Consider the following 24,781-nt stretch of genomic DNA (forward strand, 5'->3'; position numbering starts at 1 on the left):
TCTTTTTGCCTTCCATCCGGCCGGCCGGACGGGGCTATTCCATCTCCTTGTCGGGTTGGATGAGCTCCTCGTAACCGCTGATGCGGTCGCGGGCCCCCGGCATGACGGAAAGCAGGAAGCTGTAGATGACCTCGATGATCAGCGTCGCCGAGATTTTGGAGAACGTGAAGTCGACAGTCGTGAGAAGAGCCTCGTAATTGACGGTGCGCAGCACGATGTCCGCCAGGCGCGCGAGGGGCGCGTTCTCGTTTCCGCAGATGAGGATGACGGTCGCGCCTCCGTGTTTGGCCGCGCGTAGGATGCGCTCGAGTCGCTGGGACTTGCCCGAATTCGAGACCAGCACCAGCACATCGTCCTTGCCCATGGTGAGGGCGAGCGAGGTCGAGCTCTCCGTGATGGTGTTCGCGACGCAACGGATGCCGAGCTGGCCGAACTTGATGGCCGCGTCGATGGCGACGGCGTTCGTGTTGCCCACGGCGGCGAACATGACGAGTCCCGCACGTCGGAATAGATCGACGACGCGGCGCAGCGTATCGGGGTCGAGCGCATCGAGCGTCGCCTCGATCTCGCGCTGCTTGGCGTGCTTGATGTTGGCGAGGGATTGCTCGATGTCATCGAGGGTGACTTCGCCCGTCACGCGCTCATCGCCCTCGCGGGCCGCAAGGTCGCGTGCGAGGGAGAATTGGAACGAGCGGTAATTCTTGAATCCAAGTTTCTTGCAGAAGCGTGAGACAGACGCTTCTGAGGTGCTGCTCGCACGAGCGAGCTGGGCAGATGTCATCTGGGGCGCACGCTCGGTATTGGCCAGGATAAAGTCGACGATGTGCTGCTCGCTGTCGAGGAACTGCCGCGAAGATGTGATGAGCGGCAGGGCGCTGGGCAATTCGGTGATCGTGGACATGGTTCCTCCTCGGGTTCATATATATCTAGGATACCCAATGATTGATTTCTTTCATCATCAATCCGATGAATGGAAGTTTCATACCGTTCATCGGCGCTGAAGTACCTTTCACGGAAAGATGCAGGCGTGAAAGAAAGCCATCAAATGCCCGCGTGATAGATTGTTCCTGTCAACAAGCACCAAAGGGGTGCACGAGTATAAGGGAGGGAATATGGCAGAGAAGTACGACATCGTCGCTGCCACGGGCTGCCCCACGGGCATCGCCCACACCTTCATGGCGAAGGAGGCGCTCGAGAAGGCCGCGGCCGAGCGAGGCCTCACCATCAAGGTCGAGACGCACGGCCAGGTGGGCGTTGAGAATGAGCTCACCGCCGCCGAGATCGCCGGCGCTCGCGCCGTCGTGGTCGCCGCCGATAAGGACGTCCATGCCGAGCGCTTCGCCGGCAAGCCCATGGTTTCCGTGGGCGTGTCCCGCGCCATTGCCGTCGAGGCCGCAGGCAAGCTGATCGACGACGCCCTGGTCGCCAAGGCCGATCCGAGTCTGGCCGTTGCCGTCGAGTCCGCCGAGGCCACCGGTGAGAAGGAGTCTTTCGGTCATCAGCTTTACAAGCACCTTATGAACGGCGTCTCCCACATGCTGGTGTTCGTCGTCGCCGGCGGCGTACTCACCGCGCTGTCCTTCCTGTGGGGCATCACGTCTTTCGATTCCACCGCGGCCGACTACAACAGCTTCGCCGCGATGCTCAAGATCATCGGCGGTGTGGCCATGGGCCTCATGGTTCCGGTGCTCTCCGCCTATATCGCCGAGTCCATCGGTAAGCGCCCGGCGCTCGTCCCCGGCTTCGTCGCCGGCATGATCGCCATCCAGGGCCTGCCCGTCAACGCCACAACCGGCATGATCGACGCCGGCGGTGCGGGCGTGGGCTTCGGCTTCCTCGGCGGTATCGTGGGCGGCTTCCTGGCCGGCTACGTCATCCTGCTGCTCGAGAAGGTCTTCGCCAAGCTCCCGGCCAACCTCAACGGCCTTAAGGCGATCTTCCTCTACCCGCTGTTCTCCACGCTCATCGTCGGCCTGGTCATGCTCGCCATCTCCGGTCCCATGTCCGCCATCAACACCGCGATGATGGACTTCCTCAAGGGCCTGTCCGCCTCCGGCGCTATCGTGCTCGGCCTTGCGATCGGTTGCATGTGCTCCGTCGATATGGGTGGCCCGGTCAACAAGGCCGCCTACGTCACCGGCACCGCCATGCTCACCGAGGCCCTCGCCGCCGGTGTGGGCACCGAGACCTACAACTTCGGTACCAACTTCATGGCCGCCGTCTCCGCCGCCTGCATCGTCCCGCCGCTGATCACCACCTTCGCGGTCGTCGTGGGCAAGAAGTACTTCTCCCAGGAGGACCATGACGCCGGTATCGTGAACTTCATCCTGGGTTGCACCCACATCACCGAGGGCGCCATCCCGTTCATGACCAAGAACATCTGGCCGGTCATGCCCATCATGATGATCGGTTCCTCCATCGCCTCCATCCTGAGCCTCATGTTCGGTGTCCACGACCCCGCACCCCACGGCGGCTTCCTGGTCCTGCCCGTCGTCGAGAACGCCCCCATGTGGGTGCTCGCCATCGCCATCGGCACCGTTGTGGGCGGTATCCTGTTCGTCGCCTTCAAGAAGCACGAGTGGACGAAGGCCCAGAAGGCCGCTGAGACCGAGGTCGCCACGGCAGAGGTTGCCGCCATCGAGGCTGAGCAGGCTTCCGATGAGGGCTTCGTCAAGGCTTCCAACGTGCTCTGCGGCCAGACGATCGAGAATCGCGACGCCGCCCTGGCCCTTATCTCCGAGCGCGCCGTCGAGGCGGGCATCGCCGAGGACTCCGCCGCCCTGTACGCCGCCTTCCTCAAGCGCGAGGCAGAGGGCACGACGGGCATGGTTGAGGGCTTCGCCATCCCGCATGCCAAGTCCGATACGGTGAAGACCGCCCAGGTCATGGTGCTGAAGAGCTCCGAGGGCATCGCCTCCTGGGAGACCATGGACGAGTCCCCGGTCACCTGCGCCATCGCCCTTCTCGTTCCCGAGTCCGAGGCGGGCACCTCCCACCTGCAGATTCTTTCCAAGGTGGCTACGGCCCTGACTGATGAGGCCTTCCGCGCCGCCGTCAAGTCGACCGACGACCCCGCTGCGATCGCCAAGCTCATCAACGAGCGCCTCGCGTAAACAGTTATCGTGTTTGCCCGGCGGTGCCCTGTCGCACCGTCGGGCAACCTGTACGATTTGGGGGAGGTTTTGGCGGTCTTTCCTTTGCGGGGCCTCTTCCCCGAGGGGCTTTCCTGCGGAAACGCCGGCATTCGAGCGGCGTATATCCTTCAAGCACCCCAAAACCTTCCCCAAAACGTACAGATATGTTTTGGGCAGCCCGGATTCATGTGGTTGGGCGCCTCTCGTGCCTTCATTTTCTATTTCACGGCGACTTTGCGGTGATTCACGGCAGCTTCGAGAAAGGGAACACCTTGATTTACACTCTCACCCCCAATCCGGCCATCGACTACAACATCTCCTGCGATGGCCTGCAGCCCAATACGGTCACGCGTACGCGCGATGCCGTGTACACTCCCAACGGCAAGGGGCTGAACGTCTCCTTCACGCTCAATCACTACGGCGTGGACACCGCAATCCTCGGCTTTTTCGCCGGCTTTTCCGGCCGTTACATCGTCGAAGGCGCCCGCGAGCTCGGGGTCGACGTTCATCCCGTTTGGACTGAGGGCATTACGCGTGTGAACGTTTTCCTGAATGCGGGTCCCGATACCGAGTACAACATGGTGAACTCCGGCGCCGCCATCACCGATGCGGACGAGAAGGCCATGTTCGAGCTCATCGATGGGCTCGAGGACCTCGATTGCCTGGCGATCTCGGGTTCGCTGCCGCCGAATGCCTCCGAGGGCTTCCTGCGAGGCGCCATCGAGCGCGTCCGTGCCCGCGGGGCGCAGTTCGTGCTCGACATCTCAAGCCCCCAGCTCGCCGACCTGCTCGGACTCGAGCCCCTGCTCATCAAACCCAACGATGATGAGCTGCGTGATATCTTCGGCATCGACGTCCATGCCGGCGACGAGGAATCCGTTGCCGCCGCCATGGCCGAGCTGCATGCCCGCGGGGCGCAAAATGTCCTGCTCACCCTGGGTGGATCGGGCGCGTACTTCTCGAACGGCGAGCACATCTGGTTCGCCAACCGCACCTTCGAGGTCGAGGTCCGTTCCACGGTGTGCGCCGGCGACTCTTCGCTTGCGGCCTTCCTGTCCATTTGGTTCTCCGAGCGCGACCGCATGGAGGATGCATTGCGCCGTTCCATGGCAACCGGTGCCAATGTGGTCGAATGCGCCGGCCTGGGCGATTTCGCGCACGTTGAGGAATATGAGAAGGGCATCGAGGTCCGCCTGCTGAAGTAGGGACTCCCGTCGCCGGACGACCGTGGTTTCGGCGAGATACATGGCGTATAGTCAAAGGGGAAAGGGGCTTTCGGCCCCTTTTCTCATACGAGCGAATCCGCCATGTCCGACGCCATCTGTGAGAAAGGAACAGCCCATGCAGTTTTCTCATCGCCTCGACCGCTTCGGCGCCGAGGTCTTCTCGTCCCTAAACGCCCGTCGCGTCGCGCTTGAGGAGCAGGGCCGTACCATCTACAACCTGTCCGTGGGCACCCCCGACTTCACGCCGTACCCGCACGTGGTCGAGGCTCTCACGCAGGCCGCCCAGGACCCGCAGATGTGGAAGTACTCGCTACGCGACCTGCCCGAGCTCAAGCAGGCTGTTTGCGATTACTACGAGCGCCGCTTTGGTGTCGCGGGAATCACGCCCGACATGGTCGCTTCTTGCAACGGCACTCAGGAGGGCGTCGGTCACTTGGGCCTGGCGCTGTTGAATCCCGGTGACACGATCCTCGTGCCCGATCCGTGTTACCCCGTCTTCGAGGCGGGTGCCAAGATCGCCGACGCCGAGCTCGCGTATTACCCGCTCGACGCCGAGCACGATTTCCTACCGTATGTCGCCGGCATCGATCCCGAGATTGCCGACCGCGCCAAGTACATGATCGTGTCGCTTCCCGCCAACCCCGTGGGATCGGTGGGTAACGACGCCCTGTACGACGAGATCATCGCGTTCGCCCGTGAGCACGACCTGCTCATCGTGCACGACAACGCCTATTCCGACATCGTGTTCGACGGTCCCGCCGGCGGTACGTTCCTGGCGCACCCCGGTGCGCTCGAGGTGGGCGTCGAGTTCTTCTCCCTCTCCAAGTCCTTCAACGTCACGGGCGCGCGCATCGGTTTTCTGGTGGGACGCCCTGACGTGGTCGCCGCTTTCACCAAGCTGCGCAGTCAGATCGACTTCGGCATGTTCATGCCCATCCAGAAGGCGGCGATTGCCGCGCTCGAGGGCCCGCTCGAGGAGGTCGAGGCGCAGCGCCTCAAGTACCAGGAGCGCCGCGACGCCCTGTGCGACGGCCTCGAGCGCCTGGGTTGGGAGCGCCCGAACGCGCACGGCTCCATGTTCGTGTGGGTGAAGCTACCCGGCGGTCGCACCGATTCGATGGCGTTCTGCGAGGAGCTCATGGAGAAGACCGGCGTTATCGTGACCCCGGGAGCGAGTTTCGGCCCCCATGGCGAGGGATATGTCCGCATGGCGCTCGTGCTGCCCCCCGAGGGGCTTGAGCGTGCTGTTTCCGCAATCGAAGAAGCGGGTATTTTGGGCTAGCCTTGCGAAGGATTGTTCTATAATCGAGTTCACGCCTAAACACAAGGATAATTCGGCGAACGATGCCGAATATCCCGTGGCCTGTCCAAAACGGGCAGACTGTATCGCCCATCGATGCGATGGGGGAAAGGAAGAGTAAACATGGTGAACGATCGCAAGGTTGCCGTCGTCGGTTGCGGCTTCGTCGGTTCCTCCTCGGCTTTCGCGCTCATGCAGAGCGGCCTGTTCTCCGAGATGGTCCTGATCGACGTCGATCGCGCTCGCGCCGAGGGCGAGGCCCTCGACATCGCGCACGGCGTGTCCTTTGGCAACCCCATGAAGATCTATGCCGGTGATTACTCCGACGTCTCCGACGCCGCCGTGATCGTGGTCACCGCCGGCGCCGCCCAGAAGCCCGGCGAGACCCGTCTCGACCTCGTGAACAAGAACATTTCCATCTTCGGCAGCATCATCCCGCAGATCCGCGAGAGCGGCTTCAACGGCATCCTGCTCATCGTCTCCAACCCGGTCGACGTCCTCACGTATGCCGCCATCAAGATGAGCGGCCTGCCCGAGGGCCAGGTCATCGGCTCCGGCACCGTGCTGGACACCGCCCGCCTCAAGTACATGCTCGGCGAGCACCTCGATGTCGACCCTCGCGACGTCCATGCCTACATCGTGGGCGAGCACGGCGACTCCGAGGTCGCCGCGTGGTCCAGCGCCACGGTTGCCGGCGTGCCGCTGTCCACCTACTGTGAGCTGCACGGCCACTACAACCACGAGGAGTCCGAGCGCCGTATCGCCGACGAGGTGAAGAACAGCGCTTACGAGATCATCGAGAAGAAGCGCGCCACCTACTACGGTATCGCCATGTCCGTCCGCCGCATCTGCACCGCCATCATGCGTGACGAGGACTGCGTCCTGCCCGTCTCCAGCCTCATGGTGGGCGAGTACGGCCTGAACGACCTGTGCATCTCCGTGCCGACCGTCGTCGGTCGCAACGGCGTGGTCACGCGCGTGCCCGTCTCTCTGTCCGAGGAGGAGAACGCCGAGTTCCAGAAGTCCGCTGCGGCCCTCAAGGCCATCGTCGACGAGGCCGGTCTGAACGACTAGTCATCGACGCCAACGCGGCGGGTGTTTCGTTGCACCCCGCTTTGTCTCGCCCCCGGTCCGCATATGGGCCGGGGGTTTCCTTTGCCGATCGGGCTGGGGTCTCGCAAACCGCTCGCGGTGGCCGCGATGACCTCCGGCCACGAGCGTCTTTTGCGTCCGACCAAGGGGATAGAATGGTCCAAATGCGAGATCGGTGAAAGGGGTTGAGGCGCTATGGATGAGAAGGGGAGATTGCCGCTGAAGGGCAAGCCCGCTGGGAACTTCTTGGAATACGTTCGCGAGCGCATGGACACGTTCGACGAACGGCCGCTTTGCGCCGTCGACAGCCTCGTGTTCTCCTGGCTCTCCTACGCGCATATCGGGCCGGAGCTCACGCGCGCATGCACCGTGCGCGGCATCGCGCTGCACGAGCTGTTGCGTGCGGAGGATTTCGGGGGCATGTTCGGTTCGAGCTGGGATGAGCAGGGTAGTCGCGATTTACTGTTCGCGGTGTGCGCGAGCCCGCGGTTTCGTACCTGCCGCCTGTGCGATCTTCGATTTCGAACGGATAAGGTGAGTGAGGAGCAATTTGCCGCCATGACCTTCCGTCTGCCCGATGGCACATCCTACATCGCGTTTCGCGGTACGGATTCCACCGTCGTGGGTTGGAAGGAAGATTTCAACATGACCTATCTGAGCCCCGTGCCCGCGCAGGAGGAGGCAGCCGCATATCTGGACGAAGTGGCGGCTCGCACGCCGGGTGAGCTGTATGTGGGTGGCCATTCAAAGGGCGGCAACCTTGCGGTCTATGCCGCGGCGATGTGCATGCCACAGCATCGTGCGCGCATCAAGCGCGTCTTCTCCCATGATGGGCCGGGATTTCACCGCGAGTTCTGCGCGGGCGACCCCTATCGGCGCATCATGCCCATCATGGAGAAGACGGTGCCCAAGTCGACCATGATTGGAGTGGTGCTCTCGGAGGCACCGGATTTTGCACCGACGATTGTGGAGAGCGACGGCATCTCGATGTTCCAGCACAACCCGTTTTTGTGGATGGTGGACGTTGAGGCGGCGGAGTTCGTGCGCGCCGAAGGCTACACAGCCTCTTCGCGTTTCTTCAACGCGACTCTCGATGCGTGGATGGACAAATACACGTTAGACGAGCGAGGACGCTTCGTCGATGCCTTGTTCGACGTCATCGGAGTGACGGGTGCCACGCATTTCTCGGATATCATGGCCGACCGCAAGACGAACGCGCCGCTCATGCTCAAGGCCATCGAGGGGCTTGATGACGATCTGCAGCAATTCGTCAAAGATGTAATCGTATCATTCGTGAAGACCGCGACGGTCGAGCGGGCCGCCGATGCGGCGAGCGGCATCATCGACTCAATCAAGACGGCGAGTCCGGCAATCGATGCAATCAAAAAGCGTGCGGGCGAGCGAGGGCATGGGGAGCAGAAGTAGGCTGTCGGTGCATGCGCGATTGTGCGATCCTTGCGGCGGTGGAGCATCGATTGGGGTTCCTGCGCGCCGCCGCGGATCGTGCATGGCCGTCTTGTCAGGTGGTCAGAAGGCGTAGGCGCTTGACATCGATGAGCTCGACCGAGCCGCGTGCGAGTTCGACGAGTCCCTCTCGGGCGAAGTATTTGAGCATGCGGCCGACGGCCTCGCGGGCGCTGCCGAGGTGGCGGGCGATCTCGTCGTGCGTGGCATAGATGGTCTTGGAGCCGCTGCGAGCAACTTCGTCGAGCAACCAGATAGCGAGGCGCGTATCGAGGCCCATGAACAGCACCTGTTGCATGACCCACATGCAATCGCTGAATCGTTCGGTGGCTTGGCGATAGGTGAACGCCTCGGCGTGGATATTTTCCTGTGACACGGTGCCGAAGGCTTGCGAGTCGATGATGAGCAGGTCGGAGTCTTCGGCCGCATCCAGCGCGATGTCGAAGGTGATCATGGGTAGGATGCACGAGGCCGCGAGTACGCAGCACTCGCCGGGCTGCACGTAGAAGAGCGTGACCTCCCGCCCCTGGTCGGAGAGCATGAACGCGCGCAGGCGCCCGCTGCGGACAAAGACCACTCCGGCGCACCCCGCCCCGGCGCCTTGAACATGGCTGCCCGCGTCGAATTTCATGCGGCGGCTGCGCTGCGCGAGGAAGGCCCGCTGGCTAAGGTCGAGGTTTCCCCAAAATGGAACGATTTCGGCCAGGTCCTGTTCGATATCCGGCATCGCGCCCGTCGTGATCATCGGCACCCTTTCGCTTCCGGCATGTTTTGCCCCTATGGTATCGGACGTCTCGATCGAGCCGGTTCAAAAATGGGATAGGAGGACCCCGCCGCGGTGGAAAGGTGCGCGGCGGGGCGTGAGAGGGCCCGGTGTTCGCTGACGGCGCAGAAGGGGCGTGCGCCACACGGGCGGAATCGCACGGGTAAGGGGTTCGGGCGGCGTCCTAGACGGGCAGGCCGCAATCGCCCACGCAGGTGTGGGATACGGTGCCACCGCGCATCACCTGCGAGTGGAAGCCGTAGCCTCCGGAGACGTTGGCGCAGGCAAAACCGTGCTGAGAGAGGATGCGGCAGGCGACGTAGCTGCGAAGGCCGCTTGCGCAAAAGACAAGCAGGCGCTTGTCGCGGGGTAGCTCATCCAGATGCTCGCGAAGCTCGTCGACAGGAATGTGCAGCGCGCCCTTGATGCCACCGCGTGAACGCTCGCCGGCGGTGCGCGTGTCGAGTAGGATCGCGTCGCCGTCTTCGGCGACGATCTCGAGCGCCTCGTCCCACGTGACCTGGTCGACTAGGTCATCGAGGATGTTCTCGATCATAAAGCCGGCCATGTTCACCGGGTCTTTGGCAGAGGAATATGGAGGGGCGTAGGCGAGGTCGAGCTCGGTGAGGTCGGCGGCGGTCATGCGGGCGCGGATGGCCACGGCGAGTACGTCGATGCGCTTGTCCACGCCGCCGCGTCCAATGGCCTGCCCGCCCAGGATGCGTCCGGTGCCGCGCTCGAAAACGACCTTGAGGGTCATGGTCTCGGCGCCGGGGTAGTAGGTGGCGTGATTGGCGGGGGAGAGAATCACCGCTTCGGCGTCGATTCCCGCGGCGCGTGCCGCGGTGAGGGTGAGGCCGGTGGATGCGCCATCGAGCTCGAACAACTTGAGGACGGAAGAGCCCTGGGATCCTCCGAACTCGCTCTTGCGGCCGCAGATGTTGTCTGCGGCGATACGGCCCTGCTTGTTGGCGGGACCGGCGAGTGCAATCAAGGCGGGGGAGCCGGTCACCACATTGGTGACCTCGACGGCGTCGCCAACGGCGTAGATATCCGGGTCGCTCGTGCGCATAGCGGCATCGACCTTGATGCTCCCGCGCAGGCCGAGCTCAAGCCCCGCCTCGCGTGCGAGCGTCGATTCGGGTGCAACTCCGATGGAGAGCATGACGAGGTCGCTTTCGAGGACGCGTCCATCTGCGAGGGCGGTAAAGATCGCGTCCGATGTTTCCTCAAAGCCGGTGACGTCGGCTTTGAGCAGCAGCTCGACGCCCTGCTCGCGGAGATGGTTGTGGAGCAGCGAGGCCATATCTGCGTCAAAAACGGGCATGACATGCTCGCCGCGCTGGACGACCGTGACCTCGACGCCGCGATCGCGCAGGTTTTCGGCCATTTCGAGGCCGATGAAGCCGGCGCCCACGACCACGGCTCGCCTCGGCTGCCTGCGTTCGATGAACTCGGCGATGCGGTACGTGTCCTCGACGGTGCGAAGCGTGAACAGGCGCTCGGCGTCGATGCCGGGTAGGTCGGGCGTCACGGGGCGCGCGCCGGGGGAGAGGATCAGCTTGTCGTAGCCCTCTACGTATTCAGTCCCGTCGTCGAGACGGCGTACGGTGACGGTATGGGCCGCGCGATCGATCGAGACGACCTCTTGCCGCACGCGGGCATCGATGTTGAAGCGGTTGCGGAAGCTCTGCGGTGTCTGCAGCGTGAGTTTGGATCGATCGGTGATGGTCCCGCCGATGTAGTAGGGCAGGCCGCAATTTGCATAGCTCACAAAGCCGGAGCGCTCGATCATGATGATCTGGACATTCTCGTCCAGGCGGCGCAGGCGCGCCGCGGCGGTTGCTCCTCCGGCGACGCCGCCGACGATGATGACTTTCATGGTGAGGTTCCTTTCGATGCTGTGCGTGTGTATGGGGGGGCGCGCGGGGCGATCTCAGCGGGCCAGCGGGCCAGACCAGCGGCCGATGCCGCCCATATTGACGACATTGGTATACCCCTGGCGCTCAAGTTCGCGCACGGCTTGCGCGCTGCGAGCGCCGGACAGGCAGTACGCGAAGATCGGTGCGCTCTTGTCGGGCAGGCGCTTGGCGGCGGTGGCCGGGATGGAAACCAGTGGGATACTCAGGGCGCCCTCGATGTGGCCATCGCGATATTCCTCTGGGCTGCGGACGTCGATCATGACGCTGCCGGGTGTCTCGCGCGCCTGGACGGCGAGCTCGTTGATGCTGGGGCCGAAGATTCCGGAGAAGAGGGACATGGTGAACGCCTTTCCTTTGCGTGCGGGCGCCTCGCCCGCGTTTCTTGTTCGACATACACCATACGGTTCGGCGCGGTCCGAGTCTGTGACTTCGTCACCAAAGGCGCCTTTGCGCGGCGCGGGTATAATGGCCAGGTTCAAGCGCATCAAAGGAGCCTGTCAGTGAAGATCAACCACGCAATCCTGCATATCCTCGACTTCGATTCCGCCGTGAACGTGATGAGCGAGCGCGAGCTGGATTTCGATACCCGCGCCGTCCGCTCGTTTGTGAGTTCGCATCTGCGTCGCGCACGCACGAGTGTGGACAATCGGCGTGCGGCGTTCTCGGAAGAAAGCGCCTTCGCCGGTGAGCTCAAGGGATATTTCTTCGGCGACCGAGAGTTTGTGGACCTATCGCAGCAGATCGCGGAGTTCTTCGCGGCCGAGCTCGCCAAAGCGGACAAGATGGAGTCCACCGACGTGCTCGTTGCCGACTTCGACGATGATGATGACGTGCGTTGGTTCGCCGTGCTGCTCATGGCGAGCCGCACCGCCTTCATGCACGAGGTGGCGCGCGAGGGCGGCGAGGTCCGCAACGACATTGCGAAGCGCTACGCGATCCTGCCCGCACCCTCTCAGAAGGTGAGCTCCTACGCGCTCGTGCGTGCGAGTTCCATGGAGGCGTTCTACGTGGACAAGAAGCGCAAGATTATGGGCGAGGATACGCTCATCATTCCCGAGGGCCTGCTCCAGTGCGAAAGCGGCGTCTCGGGCAAGGAGGTCATCGAGGCCGTGACGCGCATTGTCGAGGAGGTTGCCGAGGAGCACGGTGCCAACACGGCTGTGGCGCTTGCCAAGGCCAAAGCCGCGGTGGCCGAGAAGGTCGAGGTTGACGAGGAGATCGCCCCCTGGGATATCGCCGAGGACATCTTCGAGGACGAGCCCGTGCTCAAGGAACGCGTCGAGGAGCGCGTGCGCGAGGAACGCCTGCCCGAGCGCGTGGCAGTGGAGCGCGCCGTGGTGGAGCGTGCTCCCGTGCGCAACCACAAGATTCGAACCGATACCGGCATCGAGATAAGCTTCCCCGCGGAGATGCTCAAGGACACCGACTACGTGCAGTTCGTCAATGAGCCCAACGGTTTGATCTCTATCGAGTTGAGGAACATCGGCAGTATCGAGAACCGATAGGCCGTGTGGCTTGGTTCTGTAGGCGGTATCGTTCCTTCTCACGAAAAAATCCCGGAAGGCTTGTGGCCTTCCGGGATTTTGCGTCATGTGCGGCTGAGCTCGATTGACGTGCCCAGCGTTTTACTTGGTGACGATTAGCGGATCGCCGACCTTCACGAGCGGGCGGCCACCGAGCAGGGTGCTGGAGGAACCGATCGCGTGAACCTCGTCCAGCTCCTGGGGGTTGCTCACCACGCAGGTCACGACGTCATCATGGCCGGCGGCCTTGATGGCCTCGTCGTCAAAGGAGAGGATGGGCTGACCGGCGGAGACGATATCGCCCGCCTCGACATAGCGGGTGAAGCCCTTGCCATCCATGTCGACGGTGTCCAGGCCGACGTGGATGAGAACCTTGGCGCCCGTTTCGGACAGGATGCCGATGGCGTGGTTGGTGACGGTCACCACGTCAACGCGGCCGGACACCGGGGCGTACACGACGTTGCCGACGGGCAGGATGCCGTAGCCCTTGCCGAGCAGGCCCTGGGAGATGACCTCGTCGTTGATTTCCTTCTGATCGACGAGCATGCCGGAGATGGGCGCGTAAACGGTGTCCTTGCGAGATGCGAACGTGGCGGAGACGGGGGTCTCGGTGTTTTCGGTGCTGTGGAACACACTGGTGATACTGGAGAAAAAGCTCATTGGTTGCCTCCCATTGAGAATGGTGCGCCCTATGCTGCGGCGCACGCGCATATACGGTTATCCTATCCGATTTCGGGTGATTGTATGCCTGCATTTCGGCCAAGCTGGCATAACCGTGAGATATGTTGCAGCGAATCGGTGAGTGGTCGAATACCGAGAGAGGTTCAGTCACCATTCCCGCAGGTCGCGCGGCAGCTGGATGTACTTGATGTCGTCCGAAGTGAGGTTTACTGCAACATTTCTTGCTCGCGTTGGGCCTTCTTGTAGAAGAAGATGCCAGGGATGTAGGCGATGCAGCACAACAGGAGTTGCTGGATGCCCGCAAGCGCCACGGCAACTACGAGGAACACGACCGTGAACGAGGCGAGCGCCAAATCGGCTCCACGGACGCGTTCGGAGTTTGGATGCTCTGCGTTTCCGACGGCTTCGGGATAGTCCGCCCGTCCCCGCTTTCGCTGCTCAATTCCGAGCTTGACCATATATGCGGCGGCGAGCGTCCAGCTGATGGTGATCGCCGCCGTGCAGAGCGAGTAAGCCAGTTGGTATGCCTCGCTGGAGAACATCATCACGATGGTGAGGAGTTGAACCATGGCGCCCGTGGTGAACAGGCAGGCCGTGGGCGCGCTGTATGCGTTTAGATGAGAGAACGCACGGGGCAGCAACTTCATCTGCGCCATGCCGCACAGCGCCTCGGACGCCAACATGGTGAAGGAGAGCCAGGCGCCAAAAATGGAGATAATCAGGCCTGCGGAGATGAACGCACCGCCCCAAGGTCCCACGACGCGCGCGAAGATGTAGGGCATGGACGGGGAGCCGAGCGCCATGAGCTCCTCACGGGTGAGATAGCCGTAGGGCAGGATAGATGCCGCGACGTAAATCGCCACGAGTATCGTGCATCCCAGGATGCTGGCGCGGCTCACATCGGACTTGCGTTCGGCGCGGTGGCCCAGCACGCTCGCGCCCTCCATGCCCACGAAGAGCCACATCATAACCATGAGGCAGTTGACGATCTGCCGGGGAATGGGCCCGGGCGCACCCACCACGGTGCCGTTTACGTTTGTATATGATGTGCCGTAGAGGTTGTTTGCGACGTTGCCCCAAAAGTCCGCGGTGAATACATCGAAATCAAAGACGAAGACCATCGCGATGATGAACGAGAAGATGGGCACGAGTTTGCAGACCATGACGATGGCGTTGAGCGTGCTCGCCTGCTCCACGCCGCGGTTGACGAGCAGCACGATCGCCCAGTTCAGAAGAGAGATGAATATCACGCCCGGAATGGTGAGGTTGCCCGCGAACGGAGGATAGAAATATCCGATGGCGGTGACGAGCATGACGCCGAACGCCACGTTGCCGATCCAAATCGAGAGCCAGTAACCCCATCCGGAGATGAATCCGACGAACGGTCCAAATCCCGCATGGGCGTAAGCCACGATACCGTCGAGTTCGGGTTTGACGATGGAGAGGCGTCCAAAGGTGGTGGCGAGGCCCATGCAGCCGATTCCGGTGATGAGCCAGGCAATGAGCGCGGGTCCGGGAGCCGCGGCGGCCGAGACATCAGTGGAGAGTGCGAACACGCCCGAGCCGATTGCCGAGCTGATGACGAGCGCGATGAGCCCCATGAGGCTGATGCCATGCTTGTGCGGCGCGTCTTGAACGGTGGGATTTGGAGTTGAATCGGACATCGTGGAGCCTTGAATATCGAGATGGTCAAAAGATGCTATCAGCATAGAGCAACGCCCCGCGTCCTGCCGGATGTCCGGTGAGGGGCGGGGCGTTGTCCGCGAACGGCTTGGATGGGCCCGATGAGGGCCCGATCGTTGATTAAGGGGCCGCGATGTCGCGATGGGCGGGGAGCCCGTGCAGGGCTGTCGCCTCGGTGCACCCGGCGACGATGGCCGCCTCAAGCGCGCGTGTGGCGACGAGCCCGATCAGGTCGAGCGGGATGCGCGCGGATGTATCGGCACCGAGCGAGCCGTTTGCGAGAACGTAGATGGTGTCGCCGTCGTTGGTCGTGTGCGTGGGGCGGATGGCGTGTGCATAAGCGTCGGCTGCCATCTGGGCGACCTTGGTTGCCTGCGCTTTGGTGAGGCAGGCATTGGTGACGATGCAGGAAATGGTGGTGTTCGTGCGGTCGAGCGGCATGGTGACCTGCTCGCCCATGGCGAGCATCGCCTCTTCCATGTCGACGATCTCGAGTCCGTCAGCGGTGGCGCGCATGCCGGCAATCGGCTGGAGGGTGGCGGGGTCGACTACGTTGCCCACGGCGTTCACGGCAGACACCGCGCCCACCTGCAGGCTGCCAAGCTGGAAGGCGCGTGCGCCGAGTCCCGACTTCATGCAGCGCTCGGGTCCGCCGAGCTTGCCGACGGTGGCTCCGGTGCCAGCGCCCACGCACCCCTCCGCGAGTGGGAGGCTTTTGGGCGTGATGAGCGCTTCGCGGACTGCCATGGCCCCGTCGAAGCTCGTGGGTCGTGCCTGCGAGTTTCCGAATGCAAGGTCGAACAGGCAGCTCGAACATACGATGGGCACGCGTCCGCAGCCCACGTCGAGGCCGATGCCATGCTTTTCGAGTTCGTTGGCGGCGCCCGAGGCGGCATCGAGACCAAAGGCCGATCCGCCGCTCAATACGACAGCGTGTACCTCCTCAACGGTGTTCTCCGGTTTGAGCAGGTCTGTTTCACGCGATGCCGGCGCAGCCCCGCGCACGTCGACGCCGCCGACGGCGCCCTCGGGCGCGACGATCGCCGTGCATCCCGTTCCGCCCGCGCGGTCCGTGAAGTGCCCGAACTTGAATCCGGGAATCTCGGTGATTGAGATGGGGGAGAGCGTGGACATGGTGTCTCCTATCCATTTGCTGAGGCTTACGATACATGATGCTGCCTGAGCGCCCTGCAGCGGGTTTTGTATGCCCGCCGCAGGGCGCGCGTTAGGTTCGTGACAGCGCGCGGACGACCTTGGCGATGGGGAGGCCGACGACGTTGTAGAAGTCGCCGTCGATCTTCTCGACGAGCATACGGCCGTGTTGGCCTTGGATGCCGTAGGCGCCGGCCTTGTCCATGGGTTCGCCTGTTACAACGTACGCGTCGATCTCGTCGTACGAGAGCTCGTAAAACGTGACGTCGGTTATGTCGACGAAGGATTCGGCGCTCCCGTCGCGCACGATGCAGACCCCAGTGGCGACTTGATGCGTTTTGCCGGAGAGGGCGTGGAGCATACGGCGCGCGTCGGCTTCGTCTGCCGGTTTGCCGAGCAGCTCTCCGCCGAGGGCGACGATGGTGTCGGCTGCCACGACCGGTTCGCCTTCCTCGGCATGTTCTTTTGCCACCGCCGCGGCCTTGGCGCGGGCCAGGCGCTCGACCATGTCGAACGGGCCCTCGTCCGGCAGAGCGGTCTCATCGATGTTTGCGGGTATGACGCGGGTGTCGAAACCCGCCTCACGCATCAGCTCGATGCGGCGAGGCGATTGGGAGGCGAGAATCACAGCTGGATACCGTCCTTCACCTTTTCGACGGCGACCTCGCCGGCGATGTCGTTCAGGATGGCGAGGGCGAAGGGCAGCGCCTGGCCCATGCCGGAGGCGGTGATCACGTTGCCGTCGACCACCACGGTGCGGTCCCCCGCGAAGGCGCCCGCGGGGAAGGCGGTCTCGAAACCGGGGAAGCACGTGGCCTTGTGACCCTCGAGTACGCCGAGTTCCGCCAGGATGAAGGGTGCGGCGCAAATGGCGGCGACGTGCTTGGTGGCGGCGAACTCGCGTACCAGCTCGCAGACGCGCTCGTCGGCGCGAAGGTTGGTGGCGCCGGGCAGGCCGCCGGGCAGCACGACGTAGTCGTATTCGGAGAAATCGACCTCGTCGAACGTGACGTCACATGTGACGGGGATCTGCTGGGAGGTCACGACGTCGCGCGTATCCATGATCGAGACGAGGGCGGTGTGGATGCCGCCGCGACGCAGAACATCGACGACGGTCAGGCATTCGATGGTCTCAAAACCATCGGCGGCAAGTACGGCAACTCCGGACATGGCAAATCCTCTCATTTGGATGCAGCGATGCCGGAGTTATACCCGATTCGTCCTTGTGAGTATCAGCCGCTTTACGCGCGGGTGAGCCTGACGACCGTCTCGCAGTGGAAGGTCTGTGGGAACAAGTCGACGGGGGTGGCCCAGACGGGGCGGAATATGCCCTCCTCCACAAAGCGGCGCAGGTCGCGGGCGAGGGTAGCGGGGTCGCAGGAGACGTAGGCCACATCGCGTGCGCTCGTCGACGCGATGAGTCGAATCGCCTCGGGCGCCAGGCCCGCGCGCGGCGGGTCCACCACGAGCACATCGGCGTCCTCATCGGGGAACTCGCGCACGGCGTCTCCGCCGATCACGTCGACGTTGGTGAGGTTGGCGATATCGAGGTTGCGGCGCAGGTCACGCACGGCCGGTCCGTAGGACTCGACGGCGCTTACGAAGTCGCAGCGGCGCGCGAGCGGCAACGTGAAGGTGCCGGCGCCGCAATACAGGTCAATGCCGAACTCGTCGGGTTGAGGGTCGAGCGCCTCCATGACGAGGTCGATGAGTATCTCGGCGGCTTTGGTGTTCACCTGGAAGAACGACGGGGCGGACAGGCGCATGTTCTCCTCACCGATCTTCTCGGTCCAGGAGCCCTCACCCGCAAGGGCTTCGACGCCGGCGACGCGGCGAGCTCGCTTCTCGCCCTTGGACATGACGCGTACCACGCTCGTCGCGCGCACGGCGTCGCTCAGCACCCGTGAGACCTGGGCGCGCGGGAAGGCCCCCGTGGGGGTCCAAAGGGCGATCTCGAGAGCTCCGGTGCGGCGACTCGAGCGGATGCCGACGCGCTCGAGCTCAAGGTCGCGCGAGTTGCCGAGGAAGCCGAGTGCGCCTGTCACGGCCTTGATGGCCTTGGCATGTTTTTTGTCGAACAGCGGGCAAGAATCGACTTTGATGGCCTGGCTGGCATCGCGCCCGTGCATGCCGAGACGGAACTTACCGCCCTCGCGCACCGGTGCGAGCTCGACTTTATTGCGATACCCCCAGGGCTCCTTGGTGTGACGAATGGGGCGCATGAGCTCGGCGACCTCCTCGGGGGAGAACTTACCGATGCGTGTGAGGGCGCTGCGCAGGTTCTCTTCTTTGGCTGCGAGTTGGGACTCATGCGAGAGGCCGCCCCAGGGGCAACCACCGCAGATACCGATGAAAGGACAGGGCGCCTGGACGCGATCGGCGGAGGGCTCGAGGACCTCCTCGACTACGGCGCGTGAGAAGGAAGGCCCGTCATCGGTGATGCGGACCTCGACGGTATCGCCGATCAGGCCACCGGAGACGAAAACGGCTTTGCCCTCATCCGTGCGGGCGAGGCCGTCCGGTCCGTATGTCATAGTGTCGATGGTGAGCCTCATGGCGCCTCCCGTGCCTGTTCAATTGGGGACGTATGATCGTTGGAGACCGTCTGCCGCGGTGCGCGGCCCAGTCGTTTCCAGTATCGCAGGCCATGCGTGCGAATGTGCGGGTCACCTGCGAATTCCTCGTCGTTATACATAAAGAAAGCCGCATTACGCGCGGCTTGTCACCATCGTCCGACAACACTTTTTCGAAGTCAAGACTAGTATCGTAAATCGCATGCCCTATGATGAAGGTGTTCCGCCCCCCGCGGAGCAACTGGGTGAACCGTCGCGTTTATTTAGGGAGCCCGAGAAGTCGAGCGCAGTACAGGAATCCTTCGTTGTTAAGGAAGCTGGAACCGAGCGATGAGGGCACCCACCTTGCAGAGGTGGGTTCATTTTCGTGAAGTGGGGGGCGGTTTTCTTGCGTCGCGCCAACGTGCGCGGTCCGGCGCGCCGCGGTGCGTGCGCTGTGCTCGCGTTGCGATGAGAAATTCTTCGCCATTTTGCCGTTGACACCGCGCGCATGGTTGCTAGAATGTTCACTTGTCCTGGGGACGTAGCTCAGCTGGGAGAGCGCCTCGGTCGCATCGAGGAGGTCGAGGGTTCGATCCCCTTCGTCTCCACCACAGGATTTTGATTAGGCTCCGGTAACGGGGCCTTTTTCATATCGGTTGAATGTGCCCGCTATTGGTCGCTTCAGTTGTATTTGGATGCACGGTGCGACTTTGCGCCATGTGTAAAACGCACCCGTCCCCAAATTACACATGGGAAGGACGCACGCCATGACAAACCTGCTCGAAACCGCCTCGCTCAGTCATTGCGAGCTTTGCCCGCGTCGCTGCGGGGCGAATCGCGCGGCGGGGGCGCATGGCGTGTGCGGGGCGGACGACTCTCTCAAAATCGCTCGTGCGGCACTGCATTATTGGGAGGAGCCGCCCATCTCCGGCGAGCGCGGGTCGGGCACGATTTTCTTTTCCGCCTGCCCCCTCAAATGTGTGTACTGCCAGAACCACGAGATCTCGACAGGCGGATTTGGCATCGAAGTCGCGCCCGGACGTTTGGTCGAGATCATGCTCGAGCTCCAGGAGCAGGGGGCGCACAACATCAACCTCGTCACCGCGACGCATTACGCGCACCTCCTGCCCACGGCGATCGGCGAGGCGCGCCGAAGGGGCCTGTCGATTCCCATCGTCTACAACACGAGCGGCTACGAGCGCGAGGAGGCCGTCGCCGAGCTTGCCGAGTTGGTCGACGTCTGGCTCGTGGACTACAAATACGCTGACGCCGACTTGGGCCGCGCACTGTCCCATGTCGTCGATTATCCCGAGACGGCGGCGCGTGCCCTATCTCGCATGTGCGCCGCGGTGGCCGCCCGCGGGGGAGAGCTCGTAGATGCGGACGGCATGATGCGGCGTGGGGTGATCGTGCGCCACTTGGTGCTTCCCGGTCACGCGGATGATTCGTGTCGCGTGCTCGATCGTATTTGGGATGTGGCCGGCGACGTGCCGATCTCTGTTATGAACCAGTACACGCCGAATGAGCGGATGCGAGCATCGGGTGGGGAGCTTTCTCGCGCGGTTACGGAAGACGAATATGAGTTCGTGCTCGACCATGCCGACGATGTGGGGTTCACGCAGATGTTCTGGCAGGAGGGCGGCGCGGTGGATGAGAGCTTCACGCCCGCGTTCGACACCACGGGTGTGCTGCGCTCGGCGTCTGCAGGCTAGGGGTGTGAACGGGTATACTGCAACCCATCCATACATGCATGAGGGGTGCGCGGCGCGGTCGCCTGCCCTCGATATCAGGAGGAATCCGCTATGGCCGACCAAACTGCCATGCCGCTGACGGACGAGGAGCGCGAGGAGCTCGAGGCCCTGCGCGCCGAGAAGGCGCGCCGCGCTGAGGAGGAGCGCGCTCGCGTGGAGCGCGAGGAGCTCGAGGCCCTGCGTGCAGAGCAGGAGCGCGTCGATGCCGAGATCTTGGCTGAGCGCGCCGCCGAGGAGCGCGCTGCTAGGAAGGCGCCCGCGGCCAAGGATACTTCGTCTCGTCCGGCGCCTCAACCCGCGCCCACGTCCAGTCCCAAGGAGAAGACCTTCGGCGAGCGCATGGTGACCTCCAACACCGTGGATGACGATGGCATTCCCACCATGCCCGTCGCGCAGAAGATCATCATCGCCGTCGCCCTCGTCGCCGTGGTCGCTTTCATCATCTACACCGCCACGCGCTAGCCGTGTCGATGCTTCCGCTTCTGCCGCGTCGAGCACGAATCTCGGCGCGGCGCACGTCATTTCGGAAAGGGGCCTTCTCGTGGCTTTGACCGATGTCACGCGTCCAACCGACGCGTCTATGAACACCGACTTATATGAGTTGACTATGGCCCAAGGGCTGTGGGAGAACGATAAGACCGAGGAGCAGGGGTGCTTCACGGCGTTCTTCCGGGAGGCGCCGTTCGGCAACTCCTATGCGGTCATGTGCGGTACCGCTGAACTCGGGGAGTTCGTTGAAAACTTCCGGTTCACCGAGGAGGACATCGCCTACCTCTCCGAGCTCGAGGCGCCTGGCGGCGGCTTGCTGTTCAAATCGGGATTCCTGCGATTCCTTGCCGACTTCCGTCCCCGGGTGGATATCGACGCGATTCCCGAGGGCGAGTTGGTGTTCGCACGCGAACCGATGGTTCGCGTGACGGGCCCCATGCTCGATTGCCAGCTTTTGGAGACGGCGCTGCTCAACATCATCGGCTTTCAGACGCTGGTCGCCACCAAGACCGCGCGGGTGGTGCAGGCGGCGCAGGGCCGTCCGGTTGCGGAGTTCGGCTTGCGCCGGGCCCAGGGCCCCGATGGCGGCGTCGCGGTCGCGCGCGCGAGCTACGTTGCGGGATGCGCTTCGACCTCGAACGTCCTTGCGGGGCGTCGCTATGGCATTCCCGTTTCGGGAACGCACGCGCACAGTTGGGTCCTGAGCTTCCCGACGGAGCTCGAGGCCTTCCGCGCGTTCGCGAAGAGCTCCCCCAAGAACTGCACACTGCTCGTCGACACCTATGACGTGCGCGAGGGCGTTGAGAACGCCATAGCCGTGGCGCGCGAGATGGAAGCCTCCGGCGAGCGCCTCTCCGGCATCCGCATCGATTCGGGCGACCTGGCGAAGCTCTCCGCCTACGCGCGCCGTCGCTTCGATGAGGAGGGCCTCGACTATGTGAAGATCGTCGTGTCGAACGATCTCGACGAGCATACGATCAGCTCCCTGTTGGGCCAGGGCGCTCCAGTCGATGCATTCGGCGTGGGCACCAAGCTTGCCACCTGCTACGACCAGCCTGCGCTCGGGTGCGTGTACAAGCTCTCGGCGCGTCGCGATAGCGCCTCGGAAGCCTGGACTCCCGTCATGAAGTTTTCCGAGCAGCCCTACAAACGCACGATTCCCGGTGTTCAGCAGGTGCGTCGCTACGTGGATCGCACGGGAAGCCCCGTGTGCGACATGATTTGGGACGAGTCCTCCCAGCCTGGCGATGGGACGTTCGGTCACACGCTCGTGGCGGTGAACGACGCGGCGTTGGTGACCGATGTGTCAGGATTCAGTTTCCGAGAGTTGTTGGAGCCGGTCGTGCGCGAGGGCTCCGCGGTCGCCCCGCGTGAGAACATCGAGCTCGCCCGCGCCCGTTGCGCCGCATCTCTCGCTTCGCTTGATGACGCGTACAAGCGCTTTTTGTATCCGCAATCCTACGTGGTGGGCATGGAGCGCGGGCTCGCCGCCCTGCGCGACGGCCTCGTGCGCGAGCGCATGGCCGCCACGTCCTCCGTACTTCCCTGGAAGGCGAAATGATGAACGAGCGCAAGACCATGGTGGTGAAGATCGGCTCCTCCACGTTGGTAGAGGCGGGCGAGCTTCGCCGTGATTTCATAGCGTCCCTCGCCGCGCAGGCTCGCGATCTGCGTGATGCCGGCTGGGACCTCGTGGTGGTGAGCTCGGGCGCGATCGCTTGCGGCGCCCCCTTGCTGGGATTCGATAAGCGTCCGACCGATATGCCAAGCCTGCAGGCTTGCGCTTCGGTGGGGCAGTGCGTGCTGTCCGCCGTGTATGACGAGGAGTTTCGCGCCGTAGACATGCTGACCTCGCTGGTTCTGCTCACGCGCAGCGATACCGCTCGCCGCTCCTCCTATCTGCACGCCCGCGATGCACTCACGCGCCTGCTCGAGCTGGGCGTGGTGCCCGTGGTGAACGAGAACGACACCACCGCCGTCGACGAGATCAAGTTCGGCGATAACGACACGCTCGCCGCCCTTGTGAGCTGCCTGGTATCCGCCGATCTGTGCGTGACGCTCTCCGACATCGACGGTCTGTACACGGCTAATCCCTCGCTCGATCCGAATGCCGAGTTCATCCCGCTCGTGGACAAGATTGACGCCGCGATCATCGGTTCCGCCGGCGACTCCACCACCTCGGTCGGCACGGGTGGTATGATCACCAAGATCCGCAGCTGCCGCATCCTCATGACGGCCGGCATTGAGAGCGTCATCTGCTCGGGTGCCGAGGAGCGCCCACTGGTGCGCCTTGCCATGGGCGAGCAGGTGGGCACGCGGTTCGTGCCGCCTGCGGGCCGCTTGGAGATCGCGCCTCGTAAGCTGTGGATTGCGCTGGGTGATTCGGCTCACGGTACGGTGACAGTCGATGCCGGCGCCGCAAGGGCCCTGGTCGATGGCGGCGGATCGCTGTTGTCGGTCGGCATCAAGGCCGTCGATGGCGATTTTTCCGCAGGCGATATCTTGGACGTTCGCGATGCGGATGGGTTCGTGCTTGCCCGCGGTATCGCCGAAGCCGACCGGGACGTGCTCGAGCTCGCCGCGGGCCGTCGTCAGGAGGATATCGCCGGCAATCGTCTGCTCGTCGCGCTCGCTGATAAGCCCGCCATCCATCGCGACAACCTGATCGTATTCGCGTAGCGCCGCGGCCTGCCCGATGTGCAATTGGGGACGGGTGCATTTTACACACGTGAGGAGTTCGCCATGAACGATATCGCCGTATATGTTGAAGATCTTGCCCGCGAGGCAAAGGCCGCCTCGCGTTCATTGGGATTTGCCTCCGACGAGGCGCGCTGTGCCGCGGTGCGCGCCATGGCCACCGCTCTTCGCCAGCGTGCCGACGAGGTTCTCGAGGCGAACGCCATCGATATGGATGCCGCTCGCGCCGCGGGTACATCCGAGGGCTTGCTCGACCGCTTGCTGCTCACGCCGGAGCGCGTCGAGGGCATGGCCGCAGGCCTCGATAAGCTCGCCGATTTGCCCGACCCCGTGGGGCGCGTGCTCGATGAGCGCGACATTAGCGAGGGAGTTCATCTGAGGCGCGTGAGCGTGCCTTTAGGGCTTGTCGCGATGGTGTACGAGGCGCGTCCCAACGTGACCGCCGATGCCGCCGGCATTTGCATTCGCACGGGCAACGCCTGCATTTTGCGCGGAGGTTCCATCGCTCAGAACAGCTGTGTCGCAATCGCCCGCATCTTGGCGGATGCCGTCGAGGCGAGTGGATTCGACCGGGCGGCGGTTTCCATCATCGAGACGACCGATCGCGCTGCAACGGGGGCGCTCATGGCGTTGCGCGGCGTGGTTGATGTTCTGATTCCGCGCGGTGGTGCCGGTCTCATCCAGCGCTGCGTTCGCGAGAGCCTGGTGCCGGTTATCGAGACGGGCACGGGCAACTGTCACATCTACGTTCATGAGAGTGCCGATTTTGCCAAGGCTCGCGCGATTATCATGAACGCCAAGACCCAACGCGTGGGCGTGTGCAATGCGTGTGAGTCCCTGCTTGTGGACGAGTCGATCGCCGACGCCTTCCTGTCCGAGGCACTCTCCGAGCTTGGATCCGCCGGTGTGGTGATCCATGGAGATGAACGCGTTCGCGGCGTCGCCTTTGCCGGCGAGTTTGTCGACGCGACGGAAGAGGACTGGGGACGTGAGTATCTCGCGCTTGAGATCAGCGTGAAGGTCGTGGGTGGTATCGACGAGGCCATCGCGCACGTGAACCGCTACGGCACGGGCCACTCCGAGGCGATTGTCGCCGAGGATGAGGAGGCTTGCGAGCGTTTCTTGCGTGAGGTGGATGCTGCCGCCGTGTACGCGAATGCGAGCACGCGTTTTACCGATGGCGGTGAGTTTGGCTTGGGTGCCGAGATTGGCATCTCGACTCAGAAGCTGCACGCCCGCGGCCCATTTGCCGCCGAGGCGCTCACGACGTACAAGTATGAGCTTCGAGGCACGGGGCAGGTGCGCCCGTAACCTCAATTTAGGGACAGTCCCTAAATTGAGGTTTTGGT

Annotated in this window: 21 protein-coding genes and 1 tRNA gene; 12 read left to right on the forward strand and 10 right to left on the reverse strand. The window is 63.4% G+C overall.

What is annotated here, in order from left to right; translation table 11 throughout:
• Nucleotides 1-34 precede the first annotated feature (34 nt).
• The gene (locus AOBCEHNH_RS02115) at nt 35-901 is read right to left on the reverse strand and encodes a MurR/RpiR family transcriptional regulator (RefSeq protein ID WP_006722864.1); all 867 of its coding nucleotides are present in this window, start codon (nt 899-901) and stop codon (nt 35-37) included.
• 211 nt (nt 902-1,112) lie between these two features.
• On the opposite strand from AOBCEHNH_RS02115, the gene AOBCEHNH_RS02120 reads away from it, so the two are divergent.
• From AOBCEHNH_RS02120 to AOBCEHNH_RS02140, 5 genes are all read left to right on the forward strand, one after another.
• Nucleotides 1,113-3,113 (forward strand): fructose-specific PTS transporter subunit EIIC, encoded by a 2,001-nt coding sequence (locus AOBCEHNH_RS02120; RefSeq protein ID WP_152062963.1) that lies wholly within the window; start codon nt 1,113-1,115, stop codon nt 3,111-3,113.
• A gap of 293 nt (nt 3,114-3,406) precedes the next feature.
• Nucleotides 3,407-4,339: a 1-phosphofructokinase family hexose kinase gene (locus AOBCEHNH_RS02125; protein ID WP_152062964.1), complete on the forward strand. Its 933-nt coding sequence runs from the start codon at nt 3,407-3,409 to the stop codon at nt 4,337-4,339.
• 136 nt (nt 4,340-4,475) lie between these two features.
• Entirely contained in the window at nt 4,476-5,642 is a 1,167-nt protein-coding gene (locus AOBCEHNH_RS02130) for a pyridoxal phosphate-dependent aminotransferase (RefSeq protein ID WP_152062965.1), read from the forward strand.
• 141 nt (nt 5,643-5,783) lie between these two features.
• Nucleotides 5,784-6,734: an L-lactate dehydrogenase gene (locus tag AOBCEHNH_RS02135; RefSeq protein ID WP_006722860.1), complete on the forward strand. Its 951-nt coding sequence runs from the start codon at nt 5,784-5,786 to the stop codon at nt 6,732-6,734.
• Nucleotides 6,735-6,947: 213 nt separating this feature from the next.
• Nucleotides 6,948-8,177 (forward strand): DUF2974 domain-containing protein, encoded by a 1,230-nt coding sequence (locus AOBCEHNH_RS02140; RefSeq protein WP_152062966.1) that lies wholly within the window; start codon nt 6,948-6,950, stop codon nt 8,175-8,177.
• A 94-nt stretch (nt 8,178-8,271) separates the two neighbouring features.
• On the opposite strand, the gene AOBCEHNH_RS02145 is transcribed toward AOBCEHNH_RS02140, so the two are convergent.
• The 3 genes from AOBCEHNH_RS02145 to AOBCEHNH_RS02155 form a co-directional block, all read right to left on the reverse strand.
• Nucleotides 8,272-8,961, reverse strand: coding sequence for a Crp/Fnr family transcriptional regulator (locus AOBCEHNH_RS02145; protein ID WP_226803199.1), 690 nt, complete (start codon nt 8,959-8,961; stop codon nt 8,272-8,274).
• Nucleotides 8,962-9,163: 202 nt separating this feature from the next.
• Entirely contained in the window at nt 9,164-10,861 is a 1,698-nt protein-coding gene (locus AOBCEHNH_RS02150; RefSeq protein WP_152062967.1) for an FAD-dependent oxidoreductase, read from the reverse strand.
• Between the two features lie 54 nt (nt 10,862-10,915).
• Nucleotides 10,916-11,239: a rhodanese-like domain-containing protein gene (locus AOBCEHNH_RS02155; protein WP_152062968.1), complete on the reverse strand. Its 324-nt coding sequence runs from the start codon at nt 11,237-11,239 to the stop codon at nt 10,916-10,918.
• Between the two features lie 162 nt (nt 11,240-11,401).
• Between AOBCEHNH_RS02155 and AOBCEHNH_RS02160 the strand changes: the two genes are divergently transcribed.
• Nucleotides 11,402-12,406 (forward strand): nucleoid-associated protein, encoded by a 1,005-nt coding sequence (locus AOBCEHNH_RS02160; RefSeq protein WP_152062969.1) that lies wholly within the window; start codon nt 11,402-11,404, stop codon nt 12,404-12,406.
• A gap of 120 nt (nt 12,407-12,526) precedes the next feature.
• Here the strand turns inward: AOBCEHNH_RS02160 and AOBCEHNH_RS02165 are convergent, their stop codons facing one another.
• The 6 genes from AOBCEHNH_RS02165 to rlmD form a co-directional block, all read right to left on the reverse strand.
• A complete protein-coding gene (locus AOBCEHNH_RS02165; protein ID WP_118271559.1) occupies nt 12,527-13,084 on the reverse strand; it encodes a PTS sugar transporter subunit IIA in 558 nt (185 codons plus the stop codon).
• Nucleotides 13,085-13,311: 227 nt separating this feature from the next.
• Nucleotides 13,312-14,769, reverse strand: coding sequence for a basic amino acid/polyamine antiporter (locus AOBCEHNH_RS02170; RefSeq protein WP_152062970.1), 1,458 nt, complete (start codon nt 14,767-14,769; stop codon nt 13,312-13,314).
• Nucleotides 14,770-14,908: 139 nt separating this feature from the next.
• Nucleotides 14,909-15,922, reverse strand: coding sequence for a P1 family peptidase (locus tag AOBCEHNH_RS02175; protein WP_152062972.1), 1,014 nt, complete (start codon nt 15,920-15,922; stop codon nt 14,909-14,911).
• Between the two features lie 91 nt (nt 15,923-16,013).
• Complete coding sequence (locus AOBCEHNH_RS02180; RefSeq protein WP_152062973.1) at nt 16,014-16,568, reverse strand: Maf family protein; 555 nt, start codon at nt 16,566-16,568, stop codon at nt 16,014-16,016.
• On the reverse strand, nt 16,565-17,110 hold the full coding sequence (locus AOBCEHNH_RS02185; RefSeq protein WP_152062975.1) for a DJ-1 family glyoxalase III: 546 nt from the start codon (nt 17,108-17,110) through the stop codon (nt 16,565-16,567). Before AOBCEHNH_RS02185 ends, AOBCEHNH_RS02180 begins: the two co-directional genes overlap by 4 nt.
• A gap of 71 nt (nt 17,111-17,181) precedes the next feature.
• On the reverse strand, nt 17,182-18,495 hold the full coding sequence (rlmD, locus tag AOBCEHNH_RS02190) for a 23S rRNA (uracil(1939)-C(5))-methyltransferase RlmD (RefSeq protein ID WP_152062976.1): 1,314 nt from the start codon (nt 18,493-18,495) through the stop codon (nt 17,182-17,184).
• A gap of 535 nt (nt 18,496-19,030) precedes the next feature.
• On the opposite strand from rlmD, the gene AOBCEHNH_RS02195 reads away from it, so the two are divergent.
• The 6 genes from AOBCEHNH_RS02195 to AOBCEHNH_RS02220 all read left to right on the forward strand — a co-directional run bounded on the left by AOBCEHNH_RS02195 (nt 19,031) and on the right by AOBCEHNH_RS02220 (nt 24,743).
• Nucleotides 19,031-19,106: transfer RNA gene (locus AOBCEHNH_RS02195), tRNA-Ala, on the forward strand.
• A 156-nt stretch (nt 19,107-19,262) separates the two neighbouring features.
• Nucleotides 19,263-20,207: a radical SAM protein gene (locus AOBCEHNH_RS02200; protein WP_226803201.1), complete on the forward strand. Its 945-nt coding sequence runs from the start codon at nt 19,263-19,265 to the stop codon at nt 20,205-20,207.
• Between the two features lie 90 nt (nt 20,208-20,297).
• Nucleotides 20,298-20,708 (forward strand): hypothetical protein, encoded by a 411-nt coding sequence (locus tag AOBCEHNH_RS02205; protein ID WP_152062979.1) that lies wholly within the window; start codon nt 20,298-20,300, stop codon nt 20,706-20,708.
• Between the two features lie 79 nt (nt 20,709-20,787).
• Nucleotides 20,788-22,296, forward strand: coding sequence for a nicotinate phosphoribosyltransferase (locus AOBCEHNH_RS02210; protein ID WP_152062980.1), 1,509 nt, complete (start codon nt 20,788-20,790; stop codon nt 22,294-22,296).
• Nucleotides 22,293-23,414: a glutamate 5-kinase gene (gene proB / locus AOBCEHNH_RS02215; protein ID WP_152062982.1), complete on the forward strand. Its 1,122-nt coding sequence runs from the start codon at nt 22,293-22,295 to the stop codon at nt 23,412-23,414. Before AOBCEHNH_RS02210 ends, proB begins: the two co-directional genes overlap by 4 nt.
• A gap of 63 nt (nt 23,415-23,477) precedes the next feature.
• Entirely contained in the window at nt 23,478-24,743 is a 1,266-nt protein-coding gene (locus tag AOBCEHNH_RS02220) for a glutamate-5-semialdehyde dehydrogenase (protein ID WP_152062984.1), read from the forward strand.
• The last annotated feature ends 38 nt before the right edge of the window (nt 24,744-24,781 follow it).

The organism is Collinsella intestinalis (assembly GCF_902501455.1).
Classification (GTDB): Bacteria; Actinomycetota; Coriobacteriia; order Coriobacteriales; family Coriobacteriaceae; genus Collinsella; species Collinsella intestinalis.

What these genes read in the sequence shown, in the direction of transcription:
- AOBCEHNH_RS02115 (WP_006722864.1), bottom strand. Translation starts at nt 901, where the DNA reads ATGTCCACGATCACCGAATTGCCCAGCGCCCTGCCGCTCATCACATCT.
- AOBCEHNH_RS02120 (WP_152062963.1), top strand. Translation starts at nt 1,113, where the DNA reads ATGGCAGAGAAGTACGACATCGTCGCTGCCACGGGCTGCCCCACGGGC.
- AOBCEHNH_RS02130 (WP_152062965.1), top strand. Translation starts at nt 4,476, where the DNA reads ATGCAGTTTTCTCATCGCCTCGACCGCTTCGGCGCCGAGGTCTTCTCG.
- AOBCEHNH_RS02135 (WP_006722860.1), top strand. Translation starts at nt 5,784, where the DNA reads ATGGTGAACGATCGCAAGGTTGCCGTCGTCGGTTGCGGCTTCGTCGGT.
- AOBCEHNH_RS02140 (WP_152062966.1), top strand. Translation starts at nt 6,948, where the DNA reads ATGGATGAGAAGGGGAGATTGCCGCTGAAGGGCAAGCCCGCTGGGAAC.
- AOBCEHNH_RS02145 (WP_226803199.1), bottom strand. Translation starts at nt 8,961, where the DNA reads ATGATCACGACGGGCGCGATGCCGGATATCGAACAGGACCTGGCCGAA.
- AOBCEHNH_RS02150 (WP_152062967.1), bottom strand. Translation starts at nt 10,861, where the DNA reads ATGAAAGTCATCATCGTCGGCGGCGTCGCCGGAGGAGCAACCGCCGCG.
- AOBCEHNH_RS02155 (WP_152062968.1), bottom strand. Translation starts at nt 11,239, where the DNA reads ATGTCCCTCTTCTCCGGAATCTTCGGCCCCAGCATCAACGAGCTCGCC.
- AOBCEHNH_RS02165 (WP_118271559.1), bottom strand. Translation starts at nt 13,084, where the DNA reads ATGAGCTTTTTCTCCAGTATCACCAGTGTGTTCCACAGCACCGAAAAC.
- AOBCEHNH_RS02170 (WP_152062970.1), bottom strand. Translation starts at nt 14,769, where the DNA reads ATGTCCGATTCAACTCCAAATCCCACCGTTCAAGACGCGCCGCACAAG.
- AOBCEHNH_RS02175 (WP_152062972.1), bottom strand. Translation starts at nt 15,922, where the DNA reads ATGTCCACGCTCTCCCCCATCTCAATCACCGAGATTCCCGGATTCAAG.
- AOBCEHNH_RS02185 (WP_152062975.1), bottom strand. Translation starts at nt 17,110, where the DNA reads ATGTCCGGAGTTGCCGTACTTGCCGCCGATGGTTTTGAGACCATCGAA.
- rlmD (WP_152062976.1), bottom strand. Translation starts at nt 18,495, where the DNA reads ATGAGGCTCACCATCGACACTATGACATACGGACCGGACGGCCTCGCC.
- AOBCEHNH_RS02200 (WP_226803201.1), top strand. Translation starts at nt 19,263, where the DNA reads ATGACAAACCTGCTCGAAACCGCCTCGCTCAGTCATTGCGAGCTTTGC.
- AOBCEHNH_RS02205 (WP_152062979.1), top strand. Translation starts at nt 20,298, where the DNA reads ATGGCCGACCAAACTGCCATGCCGCTGACGGACGAGGAGCGCGAGGAG.
- proB (WP_152062982.1), top strand. Translation starts at nt 22,293, where the DNA reads ATGATGAACGAGCGCAAGACCATGGTGGTGAAGATCGGCTCCTCCACG.
- AOBCEHNH_RS02220 (WP_152062984.1), top strand. Translation starts at nt 23,478, where the DNA reads ATGAACGATATCGCCGTATATGTTGAAGATCTTGCCCGCGAGGCAAAG.